13 protein-coding genes are annotated in these 14,303 nt (G+C 70.4%); 9 read left to right on the top strand and 4 right to left on the bottom strand.

The features are described from left to right. Positions 1 to 7: 7 nt before the first annotated feature. From MFF01_RS01370 to panC, 8 genes are all read left to right on the top strand, one after another. Positions 8 to 931, top strand: a complete 924-nt coding sequence (locus MFF01_RS01370; RefSeq protein ID WP_238221318.1) for a DUF58 domain-containing protein — start codon at positions 8 to 10, stop codon at positions 929 to 931. A 24-nt stretch (positions 932 to 955) separates the two neighbouring features. Further along, a complete protein-coding gene (locus MFF01_RS01375; protein WP_238221319.1) occupies positions 956 to 1,420 on the top strand; it encodes a DUF4381 family protein in 465 nt (154 codons plus the stop codon). Between the two features lies 1 nt (position 1,421). Beyond that, positions 1,422 to 2,438, top strand: coding sequence for a VWA domain-containing protein (locus MFF01_RS01380; RefSeq protein ID WP_238221320.1), 1,017 nt, complete (start codon positions 1,422 to 1,424; stop codon positions 2,436 to 2,438). Beyond that, positions 2,435 to 3,364, top strand: coding sequence for a vWA domain-containing protein (locus MFF01_RS01385; protein WP_238221321.1), 930 nt, complete (start codon positions 2,435 to 2,437; stop codon positions 3,362 to 3,364). Before MFF01_RS01380 ends, MFF01_RS01385 begins: the two co-directional genes overlap by 4 nt. Next, the gene (locus tag MFF01_RS01390) at positions 3,364 to 4,284 is read left to right on the top strand and encodes a tetratricopeptide repeat protein (protein WP_238221322.1); all 921 of its coding nucleotides are present in this window, start codon (positions 3,364 to 3,366) and stop codon (positions 4,282 to 4,284) included. Before MFF01_RS01385 ends, MFF01_RS01390 begins: the two co-directional genes overlap by 1 nt. A gap of 194 nt (positions 4,285 to 4,478) precedes the next feature. Then, positions 4,479 to 5,741, top strand: coding sequence for a hypothetical protein (locus tag MFF01_RS01395; protein WP_238221323.1), 1,263 nt, complete (start codon positions 4,479 to 4,481; stop codon positions 5,739 to 5,741). A gap of 62 nt (positions 5,742 to 5,803) precedes the next feature. Then, positions 5,804 to 6,208, top strand: coding sequence for a hypothetical protein (locus MFF01_RS01400; protein WP_373319587.1), 405 nt, complete (start codon positions 5,804 to 5,806; stop codon positions 6,206 to 6,208). A gap of 70 nt (positions 6,209 to 6,278) precedes the next feature. Continuing rightward, positions 6,279 to 7,139, top strand: a complete 861-nt coding sequence (gene panC / locus MFF01_RS01405; RefSeq protein ID WP_238221324.1) for a pantoate--beta-alanine ligase — start codon at positions 6,279 to 6,281, stop codon at positions 7,137 to 7,139. On the opposite strand, the gene MFF01_RS01410 is transcribed toward panC, so the two are convergent. The 4 genes from MFF01_RS01410 to MFF01_RS01425 all read right to left on the bottom strand — a co-directional run bounded on the left by MFF01_RS01410 (position 7,129) and on the right by MFF01_RS01425 (position 12,639). Next, positions 7,129 to 8,292: an extracellular catalytic domain type 1 short-chain-length polyhydroxyalkanoate depolymerase gene (locus MFF01_RS01410; protein WP_238221325.1), complete on the bottom strand. Its 1,164-nt coding sequence runs from the start codon at positions 8,290 to 8,292 to the stop codon at positions 7,129 to 7,131. The two genes, panC and MFF01_RS01410, sit on opposite strands and share 11 nt — an antisense overlap. Before the next feature lie 565 nt (positions 8,293 to 8,857). Further along, complete coding sequence (locus tag MFF01_RS01415) at positions 8,858 to 11,110, bottom strand: xanthine dehydrogenase family protein molybdopterin-binding subunit (RefSeq protein ID WP_238221326.1); 2,253 nt, start codon at positions 11,108 to 11,110, stop codon at positions 8,858 to 8,860. 12 nt (positions 11,111 to 11,122) lie between these two features. Further along, entirely contained in the window at positions 11,123 to 12,136 is a 1,014-nt protein-coding gene (locus tag MFF01_RS01420) for an FAD binding domain-containing protein (protein WP_238221327.1), read from the bottom strand. Then, a complete protein-coding gene (locus MFF01_RS01425) occupies positions 12,133 to 12,639 on the bottom strand; it encodes a (2Fe-2S)-binding protein (protein WP_238221328.1) in 507 nt (168 codons plus the stop codon). Before MFF01_RS01425 ends, MFF01_RS01420 begins: the two co-directional genes overlap by 4 nt. 218 nt (positions 12,640 to 12,857) lie before the next feature. Between MFF01_RS01425 and MFF01_RS01430 the strand changes: the two genes are divergently transcribed. Continuing rightward, positions 12,858 to 14,255 carry a M20/M25/M40 family metallo-hydrolase gene (locus tag MFF01_RS01430; protein ID WP_238221329.1) on the top strand — a complete coding sequence of 466 codons (1,398 nt, stop codon included), beginning with the start codon at positions 12,858 to 12,860 and terminating at the stop codon, positions 14,253 to 14,255. Positions 14,256 to 14,303 lie beyond the last annotated feature (48 nt).

Genomic DNA, 14,303 nt, shown 5'->3' on the forward strand with positions numbered 1-14,303 from the left:
CGCCGCCATGGCCTCCTCGTCCGTTCCCGATCCGACGCAGGCGCCCGGCATCCACCTCTCGGGCGAGGCTCTCATGGGCCTGCGCCACCTCGCCCGGCGCGGCACGTCACCGGCCACCCGCACCCTGGCGGGCCTGCCCGGTGGGATCGTGACCCGCCGGCGCGGGCGCGGTTCCGAGCCCGACGACGTGCGCCTGTGGTCGGAGGGCGATGACCGCCGGCACATCGACCGCAACGCCACCGCGCGCACGGGCATCCTGCATGTCCGCACCCACCACGACGAGCGCGACCGCGCCGTGGTGCTCCTCGTGGACCTGCGTCCGTCCATGCTGTTCGGCACCCGCCGGGCCCTACGCTCGGTGGCCGCCGCCGAGGCCCTGGTACTCCTCGGCTGGCGGGTGGCGGGCGATGGCGGTCGCGTCGGCCTCGTGGCGGTGGGGGCGGGCGAGCCCGTGGTGGTGCGCCCCGCCGGGGGCGAGCGCGCCATGACCGCCGTCACCGGGGCGCTCGCCATGGCGCATGCCCGGGCGCTAGCGGATGCCGCGACCCAGGACCCGCCCCTGTCGCGCGCCCTGACCCTGGCCCAGAGCCTGCTGCCCTCGGGCGGCCATCTCGTCCTCGGCACGGCCCTGGACAATCCGGGGGACGAGTTCGAGCACCTCCTCACGGTGATGGCTGAGCGCCTGTCGATCCGCCTCGTCCTCGTGAGCGACGCCTTCGAGCGGACCCGCCCGCCCGGCTTCTACCCCTTCGCCACCCCGGACGGACGGCGCGGCACGGTGCAGGCGAGCCGCACGGACACGGCGGCGTCGAGCGCCGACGCCCGCCTCGTCGACTATGCGCGGCGCGGCATCGAGGGCCTGCGCCTCGACGTCGAGGCCGGGCCGGAAGCCTACGCCCCGCTGATGGAACGGCTCGATGCGGTGCTTTAAGATCCAGGCTGACGGACGGTGCCCGTGACCCCCGGCGACGCCCCCGCCAGCCTCGACCAGTTGCGCGGTCTCCACCTGCCGGCCGATGCCGCGGGCGCGGCGCAGGGGCCGGTGGTGCTCGCCATCGCCCTGGGCTTCACGGCGGCCTTGCTCGTCGGCCTGGTGCGGTTCCTGCGCGTGCGCCGACGCGGCACCATGCGCCGGGTCGCCCTGCGCGAGCTCGCCGCCGCCAATGCCCTGCCGCCGGAATCGCGCCGGGTCGCCCAGGCACGCCTCCTGCGCCGGCTCGCCCGTACCCTGCGGGGCGACACGGCGGCCTCGGCTCAGGGCCCCGAATGGGCCGCCACCCTCGACGGCCTGTTCGCCACGGACTTCTTCACGAAGGGGGCCGGACGCACCTTCGCCGACGGGCTCTACCAGCGCGACCCGCCCGCGCCCGAAATCATCGACGCCGAACTCGTCCGGCTGATGCAGCGGATCGGGGCCTGACATGCCGAATTGGCTCACCGCCCTGGCCTCGGCGTTCGACTTCGCGAGTCCCTACGCCCTGCTACTCCTGCCCCTGCCGCTCCTCGCCGCCCGGCTGATGCCGTCCGAGCGGGTCGGTTCGAGCGGAGCCCTGCGGGTGCCGGCCTCCCTCGTCGCCGCGGCAGCCCGGGGTGACAGCGTCGCCGCCCGCGGCCGCGGCCGCGCCGTCCTGGTCTGGACCCTGTGGGCCGCCCTGGTGGCGGCGCTGGCCGGCCCCCGCCTTGTCCTACCCGCGACGGCGCTCCCGGCCTCGGGCCGCGAGATCATGTTGGTGATGGATCTCTCGGGCAGCATGGAGCGGCGCGACTTCTTCCTCGACGGTCAGACGGTGAACCGCCTCACGGCCGTCAAGCGCGTCGGGACCGACTTCATCCGCCGCCGGGCGGGCGACCGGATCGGCATCGTGATCTTCGCCAACGAATCCTATGTCGCCGCGAGCCCGAGCTTCGACACCGCCACCGTCGCCCGGGCGCTCGACGAGGCGACCATCGGCCTCGTCGGCCGCTCCACGGGGATTGGCGACGGCCTCGGCCTCGCCCTGAAGCGCCTCACCCCGCCGCCTTCGGCCGAGACCGGCGAGGCCGGGCCGCCCGTGACCGACAAGGTGGTGATCCTGATGACCGACGGGGCCAACAATGCCGGTCAGACCACGCCGCGCGACGTGGCTGGGCTGGCCAAGGAGCTCGGCGTCCGGGTCCACACCATCGCGCTCGGCCCCCGCGACCTCTCGAACGCCGACGGCGAGCAGGATGTCGTCGACACCGAGACCCTGCGGGAGGTGGCGGACCTCACCGGCGGCCGGATGTTCCGGGTGAAGACCACCGACGACCTCGTGGCCATGGCGGACGCCATCGACGAGATCGAGGGCGGGCGGGCCAAGGCGCCGCCCCTGCCCCTGCGCAAGGATCTGTGGCCATGGCCCGCCGCCCTCGGCTTCCTGTGCGCCGCCGGGCTCCTCGCGGCGAGGCGGATCGCGTGAACGTCCTCGATGCCTTCACCGTGCTGCGGCCCTGGTGGCTCGCGGCGATCCCCCTGGTCGCGGTCCTGGCCCTGCGCGCCGCCTGGCGCTCCGCTCCCCTCGGCGATTGGATCAAGGCCGTGGATCCCGGGCTCATGGCGCTCCTGGCGCAACGGGGTGGCGTGCTCGGCGGACGGCGGCAGGCGAACCTCGCCGCGGCCCTGGCGGCCGGCCTCGTCGCCGTGGCCCTGACGGGGCCGGCCGTGGAGCGGCCGGACGCCACGACGTTCCGCAACCTCGACGCCACCGTGGTGGTGGTCGACCTCTCGCGCTCCATCGCCGAGGGTGGACGCCTGAAGGATGTGCGCCAGATCGCCGAGAGCGTCGCCCAGGCGGCGGGCACCCGCAGCGTTGCCGTGGTGGTCTATGCCGGCGACGCCTACCTGGCCATTCCCCCGACCACCGACCGCGACGCCCTCGCCTCGACCCTGTTCGCCCTCGACGGCGACACCGTGCCCGACCGGGGCACCCACCCCGAGCGCGGCCTGGCGCTGGCCCGCCGAACCCTCTCGGAGGCCGGCGTCATCGCCGGGGACGTAGTGCTCGTCACCGATGGCGACGGCATCGGCGACGCGGCGTCCCGCGAGGCGGCGGCGATCCGTGCCAAGGGCTGGGCCCTGAGCGCCGTGTTCGTCCCGGCGGGGCCCGGCCTGCCGGCGGGCTCGCCCAAACCCGACCGGGTGGCCCTGGAACGCCTCGTCTCCACCGGGGGAGGGGGCTTCGCGAGCCTCGACGCACCGGGGCCCGTCCTCGACCGGGTCGGCGCCAGCACGGCGCAGCACCTCGCCGCCGGCGGGTACACCGTCCTGGCCTTCACCGATCTCGGGCGCTGGCTCATCCTGCTCGCCCTCGTGCCGGCCCTGATCCTGTTCCGCCGGAGCGCCTGATGAGACGCCTGTCGCTCCCCGCTCACCTCCCGGCCAAGTTCCAGGCTTTGCCACGCCATTGGACCGTGTGGGCACGGCGGGTCGGCCTCGGCCTCGCCGGAGCCGGCATCCTCGGGCTCGCCCTGGTGTCGCAGCCGCGCACCGGTCTCGGGCGCGGGCTGATGAGCCTCGGCCTGCCCGGAGCCGCCGCCGCCATCCTCGACGATCCGGCCTGGCGCGGCCCGGCCCTCTATCAGGCCGGGCGCTACGAAGAGGCCGCGGCCTTGTTCCGCGCGGCCGGCCGGCGCGGCGCCTACAACCTCGGCAACGCCCTGGCGCGGGCCGGCGATCTTCAGGGCGCCCTCGACGCCTACGACGAGGCCCTCACCTACAATCCGCGCGACGCCGACGCCCAGGCCAACCGCTCCCTCATCGCCCGCCTCGTCGACGAGGGAGCGGGGGACCCCGGCAAGGGCGGCGGCGTGGCCAACGCCACGGCGACCACGGGCGCGCGCTACAACAAGACCGCGAACCAGGACCCCAACGACGACACCCAGGCGACCTCCAGCGGCGAGGGCCTCGCCGGCAACAAGGAGGGCGGCACCACCTCCTCGACGCCGGGCAACAGCAAGGTGGCGCGACGCGGTAAGGCCGAGCAGGTCTCGGTGGAGTCCGGCAAGGGCGAGGCGCGGGGCTCGGCCAGCGACGCCGCCGGGCGCGGGCGCACGGGCGCGGGCTCCGCCATGGTCGCGGCCGCTCCCGAGAAGGAGGTGCGCCGGGTGACCAAAAGCTTCGAGGCCCACGAGATCCGGCCCGACCGTCTCTGGCTGCAGACCCTGCCGGACGATCCCGGCCGTTATCTCAAGCTGCGGCTCAAGGCCGAGCAGGCCGTGCGTGTGGAGGCCGGGACCGCCGTGCCGGGGGGGAGCAACCCATGGTGAGCTTCGGCTGCGAGCCCAAACCGTCGTCCCTGGCCAGTCCTGGCGGAAGAGCCACACCCGGCTCCCCCTCCTGGAAGGAGAGGGCTGGGGTGAGGTGTGGTCCCTCTCCGAAAAGGTCACACACCTCACCCTGTCCCTCTCCTTCCAGGAGAGGGGAGCCGCGCGCGTCTCGAACTTGGTCGGCGCGTGCGCGCATGGGCGGACTCACGGCCTTCGTCCTGCCAATCCTGCTTCTCTTCTCCCTCTCCGCCCGCGCCGAGATCGCCCCCGGCGACCTCACCCTCACGGTGACCCCGGAGCGCAACGGCAATGCCGATCCGTTCGCCCGCGAGATGGTGCTGCTGCGCATCCACGGCGTCTATCGCCAGCCGATCCTGCTGGAGGAGGTGATCCAGCCGTCGCTGGCGAACTTCAGCTGGACGCAGCTCGGCCGCGACCTCTGGACGAAGACCAAGATGCCCGATGGGCAGAACGCCATCGCGTTCGACCGGGTGGTGGCGATCTTCCCGCACCATCCGGGCGACTTCACCATCGAGCCGTTCCTGCATCGCCTCACCGTCAACGACGGCGGTACCCGCAAGGTGGTGGACGTGCCCTCGCCCCCGGTGCAGCTTGGCGTGGCGAACTGGACGAAGCCCGTGGGCGGGCCCGATGCCAAGGAGCCGTGGTGGCTGCCGGCCCGCGAGGTCACCATCACGGATTCGTGGAGCCCCGATCCGGAGACCGTGAAGATCGGCGAGAGCACCCGCCGCATCGTCACCCTGGAAGCCCACGGCATGGTCGCCGAGGGGTTGCCGCCCCGGCCGGTCATGCGCACGCGCGGCATCCTCACCTTCGCCGGCCCCGTGACCCGCGAGACCATCATCACCCCCACGGGCCCCATCGCCCGGGCGACCTACCAGTGGGACGTCCGGCCGGCCATCGCGGAGGTGATCCCCTTGGATGCCATCGCGATCCCGTGGTTCGACACCGTGTCGCGCACCCTGCGGGAAGCCGAGATCCCGGCCCGCCAGATCGGCGGCGGCCTGCCCGACCGGGACGAGGACGCCAAGCCCCCGGCGCCGGTCTCACCCTTCGCCGTGGCGGCGTCGGCCCTGGCGGCCTTCGGCCTCGGCTTGGCCCTCCTCGGGTTCGGAAGCCCGACGCGGGCCCGTCCACGCCTCGACCGGGCGACCCGCCGCGCCCTCGCCGCCGCTGCCTCGGCGGGCGATGCGGCGGCGTTCCGGTCCCGCCTCGCGCCCGCGCTTCGGGAGAAGCCGGACCTCGCGCAGGCCTGGCGCGCGAGCCCCGAGATCGCCGCGGGCCTCGATGCCCTCGACGCGACCCTCTACGGACGCGGCCCGGCGACCGGCCTCGACTTGGCCGACCTCGCCCGGCGTCTCGCCCGGCCCGTCCCCGGCGCCACCCGTCCGGCCACGGATCATGGCCGTCTGGCCAGCCTCGATGGGCGTACCTGACGGGTATGGTTAACCCTCGGTTTACGCCCCTCTGCCAACCCTGGCGGGCGGGGAGTTGATCGATGACGTTGAACTTGGCGACGACGAACGTGGTGACGAAGCGGCCCTGGTACCCGGCCTGTCTGATTGCTCTGGGCCTCCTGGCCGGCGGTCCGGCCGGGGCGGCGGATTACGGAATGGCGGAGCGTTCGTTCGGGGGCGGGGGCGAGGTCTACGGCGGCGAACTTCCGCCGCGCTACTTTCCCCGTGTGGACGAGGAGGCCCGGGCCGTGCCCAAGTTCGCGCCCCCGCGCCGCCGCCTGGCCGGCTGCATCCCACGTCGCGTTCCGATCCCCACCGACCGGTGGGATGATCCAAGCTATGTCGGCTCCGCCTACGGTCTCGGCAAACCGAGCTATTACGGCTTCACGCCCCCGCTCGGGGTCGACGATCCCTACGGCCGGCCGCTCTTGCCCTACTGCCCCTGACGGGCTGGCGCGGGCGCAGGCGGGCGATTAGGTCTGGGGCCGAACGTGCGATCCAGACAAGGCTTCTTCCGTGTCCGATACATCCCTCATCCGGTTCGAGGCCGTGGCGCCCCTGCGCGCGCAGGTGGCGGCGTGGCGTGCGGCCGGCGAGCGTGTCGTGCTTGTGCCAACCATGGGAGCGCTGCATGCCGGCCACCTCGCTCTGGTGGCGCGGGCGCGCGAACTCGGCCGGCGCACGGTCGCGAGCATCTTCGTCAATCCGACGCAGTTCGGCCCGACGGAGGATTTTTCTCGGTATCCGCGCGACACCGAGACCGACCTCGCCCTGTTGGCCGAGGCGGGGGCGGATGCGGCCTACCTGCCCGATGTCGCGACCATGTACCCGCCGGGCTTCTCCACCCGTGTCGAGGTCGATGAGGTATCGCAAGGCCTGTGCGGCGCGTTCCGGCCTGGGCATTTCTCGGGGGTCGCTACCGTGGTGACGAAGCTCCTCAATCAGGTTCAGCCCGACATCGCCCTGTTCGGCGAGAAGGATTACCAGCAGCTCCTGGTGATCCGCCGCGCCGTGCGCGACCTCGACCTGCCCGTGGAAATCCAGGGCGTACCCACCCTGCGCGAAGCGGACGGTCTCGCCCTGTCCTCGCGCAACCGCTACCTCAGTCCCGAGGAGCGCCGTGCCGCCCCGCGCCTGCACGCGGTTCTCGCCAGCATCGCGCGCGGTCTCGCGGCCGGTGCCGAAGCGGGTTTGCTTCTGGCTGAAGGCCGGGCCGAACTGGAGGCGGCGGGCTTCGGGCCGGTGCAGTATCTCGAGGTCCGCGACGCCGAAACCCTGGCTCCGGTGGAACGGGCCGACCGGCCCGTGCGGATCCTAGCAGCGGCTTACCTCGGCCGCACCCGCCTCATCGACAACCTCGCGGCCGTCACGCCTTGAGGGGATTGGCGAGGAAGAAGTTCAGCATGGCGCGCGATGCGTCGGGGCCGCGCGGATCGGTGTAGCTTCCCGCCAGGGTACCGCCCGACCAGGCGTGACCGAGGCCCCGGACCATCCAACCCTCGGCGCGGACATGACCGGTCGCGTCGGCGTAGCGAGTGCGGATGTAGGGGAGGCCCCCGGGGCTGACGTCTTCGATGACTTCGGGGGTCAGCCCGGAGATGCCTGCCTGGGCGAGGGCCTGCTCGCCGTTGAGGGGATTGACCGTGCCGTCGCTCTCGCCGTGGACGACGATGGTGGGCATCGGCGTGACCGGGGCCACGCAATCGGCTTCGGCCACGGGGCCGAGGCGCATTACCGTCAGCGCCGCCGACACGTCGCGGGCACACCCCGCCGCTAGGCCCGAATGGATGCCCACCGCCGCGAAGAGTTCGGGATAGGCATGGGCGATGTTCGCCGCCGCCGCCCCACCCGCCGAGAGGCCGGCGATGAAGACATGCCGGGGATTGATCCGGTGCGCCGCGACCACCGCCCGGGTCATGCCGGCGATGATGCCGGTCTCGCCGGTCTCCCGGTCCTGCTCGCCCGGTTGGAACCAGTTCCAGCAGCGCTGGCCGTTGGCCCGGCTCGTCTGGCCCGGATAGAGAACGTAGAAGCCGTGCGTCTCGGCCAGGGTGTTCATGCCCGTGCCGGCGGCGAAGTCGCTCGGCGACTGGCTGCAGCCGTGGAGCATCACCACCAGGGGGCGGGTGCCCGGATGCGTACCGGGCACGAACAGCTTGTACTCCCGCGTCCCGTGCGGGCCGGTGAAACGCCCATCGGCGAAGCTGCTCTCGTCCGTGGTGGGCGCCGGCGCCTCGGGGACTTCTGCCGCGCGGCCATGCGGCACGAGGCCGTGGACGCCGAGACCCTCGAGCACGGGAGCGACGCTGCGCTCGAAGCCATGGGCCACGGTCTTGACCACCTCGCGCAGGCGGTCGGTAAGGCCGGATTCGGCCGAATGGGATACGAAGCCGTGGGGCTCGTTCAAGCTCTCGGTCAGGCTGCGTTGCACCAGGGCCGAGGCATCCGTCAGGCGTCCGTGGGCGGTGAGTCGCGTCGCCTCCATGATGTCGGCCATGTGGCCTTGCATCCGGTTCTGTTGATCGCTCATCGAAGATTCGCTTTCAGGTTCGATGCGGCACCAGGGGACGCACGAACGGTCCGGGCGGAGCTCGAGGGATGGAAGGGGTCAGCGCGATCGTTCGGTGCGCGCTTCCGAGAGGGCAGGACCCGCGTACGGATCGCTCGGAGCGTCACCGGCGCCACCCGTGTCATACGAAGCGGACTTGGTGATCCGTCGACCGCGTCGAGCGAGCGGATGCCATGTCTGTGCGACCGGAAAGGCACGCTGGCTCGCCGAATCAGGTCGGCCGGCGGCATGACCGGGTACGAACGGATCGAAATGCAAGGAAGCGGTGCCGCATCGCGTGGCCGTCATCCCCACGCGCTGTGCCATCCGTGCCGCGGCTCGCGGCTCACCCACGATTTCCAGCACGCCGCATCCCACCGTTCCCAATCCACCCTGATAGTGGGGTAGGAATTGCTGCAGCGCAATATGAACGATCGCGCTGCAGTGCCATGGGACGCTGACATGTTCCGGGTGCAAATCTCAACGCCGCGTCGCTGTCGAATCCGGTGCGATTACCATGCGGCGTTTGTCAGCGGTAGAGCAGGGTTCAAGCTAGGATCTTGTCGATGGTGATCGGCAGATCGCGGATGCGCTTACCCGTCGCGTGGAACACGGCATTGGCTACCGCCGCAGCCGTGCCGACAATGCCGATTTCGCCCAAGCCCTTCACACCCATGGGGTTCGCCTTGTCCTCCTCGTCGACGAAGATCACATCGATGTCGTGGATGTCGGCATTCACGGGCACGTGATATTCGCCGAGGTTGTGGTTCATGAACCGGCCCAGCGTGTGGTCGAGCATCGACTCTTCTTCCAGCGCCGAGCCGATTCCCATGACCACGCCGCCGAGAATCTGACTGCGCGCAGTCTTGAGATTGATGATCTTGCCCGCCGCGATGGCGGAAACCACGCGGGTCACGCGCACGACGCCGAGATCCTCGTCGACCTTCACCTCCACGAACACGGCCGAGTGCGTGTAGGGCGAGAACGCTTTCTGATGAGCCGCATCCGGACCGGCCGATCCCGTCGCCTCGAGCGTATCGGTCCCCGTGGCCGCAAGCACGTCGGTGATGGCGATGCCACGCGATTCGTCACCGGTCACCGCGATGCGTCCATCCTTGAACACGGCCCGTTCGAAATCGACGTTCGCCAGCGGCGAATCGTCGAGGCCGCGTGCGAGGGTGAAGAGCTGCTTGGCCAGATCCTGGCACGCCCGCATCACCGCCGTGCCCGACGAGGCCGCCGTCCACGAGCCGCCGGCGAGGGGAGCCTCGGCGAGGTTGGTGTCGCCGAGCTTCGTCGTCACGTCCTCCATCCGCAGCCCGAGGGTGTCGGCGGCGATCTGGGTGAGGATGGTGTAGGTGCCGGTCCCGATGTCGCCGGTGGAATTGCCGACCACGAGCTTGCCGTCGGCCGTGAGAGTGGCCTGGGCGCCCGATTGCTGCATCATCGATTCCCAGATGCCCGTGGCCATGCCCCAGCCGACGAGCTCGCGCCCGTCGCGCATGGACCGGGGTTCCGGGTTGCGGGTGGACCAGCCGAAGCGTGCCGCACCCTCCTCGAAGCACGCCCGCAAGGACTTGGAGCTGAACGGCTTGCCCTCGGTCCGATCCGACTCGCTGTAGTTCTTGAGGCGCAGGGCGATGGGATCTTGCCCCGTCTCATGGGCGAGTTCGTCCATGGCGATCTCCAACGCCATGACGCCGGTGACTGCGCCGGGGGCGCGCATGTCGGAGGGGGTGTAGGTGTCGAGCTGGGCGAGCTTGTAGCTGAGCGCGACGTTGTCGCAATCGTAGAGCACCCCGGACCAATTGACGACGACCTCCTGGTAATCCTCGAAGTTCGAGGTGCCCGAGATGGCGTCGTGCCGGATCGACTGCAGTCCTCCCTCGGCGTCGGAGCCGAGCGACACGGTCTGGAGCACGTCGGGCCGATAGCCGAAGGAGAACATCTGGTCGCGGGTCAGGACGACGCGGACCGAGCGCTCCAGGGCGCGGGCGGCGAGGACTGCCAGGAACAGTTGGTATTGCGGGCGCAGGCCCGAGCCGAAGCCGCCGCCGAGATATGGATTGAGGACGCGCACGTCATCCTTCTTCATCCCGAAAACGCCGGCGATGTAGCCGTGGGTGTTCGCGACACCCTGGATCTTGTCGTAGACGGTGATCTTGCCGTCGCCTTCCCACACCACTGTGGAGGCATGAGGCTCCATCGGGTTGTGGTGCTCGACCGCCAAACGATAGTCCTGCGAGACCCGGATGGGCGCCGCATCGTAGGCACCCGCAGCGTCGCCCCAAGGGGCCGGCGGCGGCTTGATGCCCGAGCGCTTCTTGGGCGGATCATAGGCGAGGTCGCGCTGCGCGGTGAGATCCGTGGTCGGCGCCTCGGCCTCGTAGGCGACCTTGACCAGAGACGCGGCGTGACGCGCCGTATCGAAATCTTCCGCCACCACGAGGGCGACGGGCTGGCCGCTGTAATGAATCTTGTCGTCGTAGAGCGCCCGAAACGGCGAACCGGGCGGGGCGACGGCGTCCTGGTAATTGTAGTCGAGCCACGCCGTGCGCGGACGGTTCTCGTGGGTGAGCACCTTGAGGACGCCGGGCACCGCCTCGGCGGCGGACGCGTCGATGGCCGTGATGCGGCCGCGCGCGATGCCGCTCGATACCACGTAGCCGTGAGCGAGGTCGGGGGCCCCGAACTCGCCCGCATATTTCGCCTGACCGGTGACCTTGGCCGGACCATCGACGCGGCTGCGCGCCGTGCCGACATAGGTGTCCGTGCCGGAAGAGTTGATGGAATTGGCCATGTGCGAAAACCTCTAGGCGATGCGCTTGTCGGACTGGGACTGGGGCGTACCGGCGGCGGCCTGTGACAGGCCGCGGATGATGGCGCGCCGCGCGAGTTCGACCTTGAACGCGTTCTCGGATTGGGGCTGGGCGGCGGCCACCACGATGTTGGCGGCGGCCGCGAAGGTCTCGTGCGTCGCCGGCTTGCCAGCGAGATAGGCTTCAGCCTCGGCATCGCGCCACGGCTTGTGGGCGACGCCGCCGAGCGCGAAGCGGGCGGACCGGATGGTGTCGCCATCGAGCTTCATCACAGTGGCGACGGACACGAGGGCGAAGGCGTAGGAGAGCCGGTCGCGCAACTTCAGGTAGGTATGATGCGGCCCGAATTCCTCGTCGGGCAGATCGACGGAGAGGACGATCTCGCCGGGCTTCAGGGTGGTGTCCTGTTCGGGCGTATCGCCGGGCAGGCGATGGTATTCGCCGAACGGGATCACGCGCTCACCCTCGGGGCCCGCGACCCGTACGGTCGCGTCGAGGGCGGCCAATCCCACGCACATGTCGGAGGGATGGGTCGCGATGCAGTTTGGGCTGGTGCCGAAGATCGCGTGGATTCGGTTGACCCCGCCGATGGCCGGGCAGCCCGAGCCGGGCTGGCGTTTGTTGCAGGGCGTCGCCTCGTCGTAGAAATAATAGCACCGGGTGCGCTGGTTGAGGTTGCCGCCGGTGGTGGCGGCGTTGCGCAACTGCCCCGAGGCGCCGGCCAAGATCGCGCTGGCGAGGAGCGGATAACGCTCGTTCACCGCCGGGTCGTACGCCACCGTGGAATTCGTCACGAGGGCACCGATGCTGAGCCCCCCGTCGCGGGCTTCGATGGTCTTCAAGGGCAGGCGGGTGATGTCGATGAGGCGGCCGGGCTGCTCGACATTGTACTTCATCAGGTCGACGAGGTTGGTGCCGCCGGCGATGAAGCGCGCATTGCTGCCGCCTGCCATGGCCGTCACGGCATCGGCGACGGTCTCGGGCCGGACGTAATCGAAGCGGTTCATTTCGCGGCTCCCGACTGCATCACGTCTTCGATGGCGTCGACGATGTTGGTGTAGGCGCCGCAGCGGCAGATGTTGCCGCTCATGGCCTCGCGGATCTCCTCGCGCGAATGGGCGTGGCCTTCCGCCATCATGCCGACCGCCGAGCAGAGCTGGCCGGGCGTGCAGTAGCCGCATTGGAACGCATCGTGCTCGACGAAGGCCGCCTGGAGGGGATGCAATCCGGCGCCTTCGGCGAGCCCCTCGACGGTTGTGATGCTGGCCCCGTCCTTCATCACCGCGAAGGTGAGGCAGGAATTGATGCGCACGCCGTCGACGAGCACCGTGCAGGCGCCGCACTGGCCATGGTCGCAGCCCTTCTTGGTGCCGGTGAGGTCGAGGGTCTCGCGCAGGAGGTCGAGGAGGGTGGTCCAGGGGGCGACGTCGAGGGTGCGAGGCTGCCCGTTGATCGTCAGGTTGATGGCGATGGTGTTCGCCGCACCGGGCGACCCGCTTTCGATAAGCATGGCGTGTGTCCGTGACAGGAGCGGCGGCCGCATCGATGGGCGCCGGGCTTCGGGAATGGCGTCGCGACGGCCGGGCTGGGAAAAATCATCCACCCGCAGCCGGTTCACTCGATAACCGTTCCAGATTGTCCCTGTTCCCTGGTCCGCGGCCCCGCACGGGTTTGCGCCCTTCCGGCACCTCGGTTAACCCAGGTGCGAATCCAGTCGAAGGACGTCCGATGGCCGCGCTCGCTCCCGTTCTCAACGACATCGACCGCGATCTCGACAACGCCCTCGAGCGCCTGTTCGCGTTCCTGCGCATTCCCTCCGTTTCCACCGATCCCGCCTATGCCGCTCCCTGCCGCGAGGCGGCGCAGTGGCTGGAGGGCACCCTGACGGCTTTGGGCTTCGAGACCGCCATTCACGAGACCTCGCTGCACCCGGTGGTGCTGGCCCATGCGCCGAAGCCCGGCACACCGCATGTGCTGTTCTACGGGCATTACGACGTGCAGCCCGTGGACCCCCTGGCCCTGTGGGAGACGCCCCCCTTCGAGCCGCGCATGGCGAAGAACGCCAGGGGCGAGCAGGAGATCGTCGGGCGCGGCGCCTCGGACGACAAGGGCCAGGTGATGACCTTCATCGAGGCCTGCCGGGCCTGGAAGGCCATGGAGGGGGAGCTTCCCTGCGGCGTCACGATTCTCATCGAGGGCGCAGAAGAGAACGGCTCCCAGGGCCTGCCCGAATGGGTCGCGGCCAACCGCGAAAAACTCGGGGCCGACATCGTGCTCGTGTGCGACACGAGCATGTGGAACCCGACGACCCCGGCCATCACCACATCCTTGCGCGGTCTCGCCTATTTCGAGGTGAAGGTGACGTGCGCCGACCGCGACCTGCATTCGGGCTTCTTCGGGGGCGCGGCGCGCAACCCCATCCATGTTCTTTCGAAGATCATCGCCGACCTGCACGATGCCGACGGCAAGATCGCCCTGCCGGGCTTCTACGAGGGCGTGCGCGAGACCCCGCCGGAGATCCTCGAGCAGTGGAAGGGCCTCGACTTCACGGCGGAGAAATTCTTGGGTCCCATCGGCCTCCACGAGCCCGCCGGCGAGCGGGGCCGCATGCTCATCGAACTCATCCAGTCGCGCCCGGCCTGTGACGTGAACGGCATCATCGGCGGCTACACCGGCGAGGGCACCAAGACGGTGATCGCGGGGCAAGCCAGCGCCAAGGTCTCGTTCCGCCTCGTGGACGACCAGGATCCCGAAGTCCTGGCTCGGACCTTCGAGGCGTTCGTGCGTGAGCGCATCCCGGCCGACTGCTCCGTGGAGGTGATCTGCTACAAGGGCAGCCGCGCCATCAGCCTGCCGTTCGACATGCCGGAACTCGACCTCGCCCGCGCGGCGCTCGCCGAGGAATGGGGCGTGCCCGCCGTGACCATCGGGGCCGGCGGCTCGATCCCCATCGTGGGCGACTTCAAAAGATTGTTGGACCGCAACACCCTGCTCATCGGCTTCGGCCTCGACGACGACCGTATTCATTCACCCAACGAGAAGTACAGCCTCACGAGCTTCCACAAGGGCACCCGCTCCTGGGCTCGCATCCTGGCCGCCTTCGGCGCCGCCGGGCGGGCGGCCTAGGGGCGGCTCACGATCTTGCACCTCGTGAGAGACAGGATGGCTCGCGCA

This window comes from Methylobacterium adhaesivum, from assembly GCF_022179065.1.
Lineage (GTDB): Bacteria > Pseudomonadota > Alphaproteobacteria > Rhizobiales > Beijerinckiaceae > Methylobacterium > Methylobacterium adhaesivum.

Excerpts from the sequence above, each read along its gene's own strand:
- MFF01_RS01370 (WP_238221318.1), top strand. The coding sequence starts at position 8 with ATGGCCTCCTCGTCCGTTCCCGATCCGACGCAGGCGCCCGGCATCCAC.
- MFF01_RS01380 (WP_238221320.1), top strand. The coding sequence starts at position 1,422 with ATGCCGAATTGGCTCACCGCCCTGGCCTCGGCGTTCGACTTCGCGAGT.
- MFF01_RS01390 (WP_238221322.1), top strand. The coding sequence starts at position 3,364 with ATGAGACGCCTGTCGCTCCCCGCTCACCTCCCGGCCAAGTTCCAGGCT.
- MFF01_RS01395 (WP_238221323.1), top strand. The coding sequence starts at position 4,479 with ATGGGCGGACTCACGGCCTTCGTCCTGCCAATCCTGCTTCTCTTCTCC.
- MFF01_RS01400 (WP_373319587.1), top strand. The coding sequence starts at position 5,804 with ATGACGTTGAACTTGGCGACGACGAACGTGGTGACGAAGCGGCCCTGG.
- MFF01_RS01410 (WP_238221325.1), bottom strand. The coding sequence starts at position 8,292 with ATGAGCGATCAACAGAACCGGATGCAAGGCCACATGGCCGACATCATG.
- MFF01_RS01415 (WP_238221326.1), bottom strand. The coding sequence starts at position 11,110 with ATGGCCAATTCCATCAACTCTTCCGGCACGGACACCTATGTCGGCACG.
- MFF01_RS01420 (WP_238221327.1), bottom strand. The coding sequence starts at position 12,136 with ATGAACCGCTTCGATTACGTCCGGCCCGAGACCGTCGCCGATGCCGTG.
- MFF01_RS01425 (WP_238221328.1), bottom strand. The coding sequence starts at position 12,639 with ATGCTTATCGAAAGCGGGTCGCCCGGTGCGGCGAACACCATCGCCATC.
- MFF01_RS01430 (WP_238221329.1), top strand. The coding sequence starts at position 12,858 with ATGGCCGCGCTCGCTCCCGTTCTCAACGACATCGACCGCGATCTCGAC.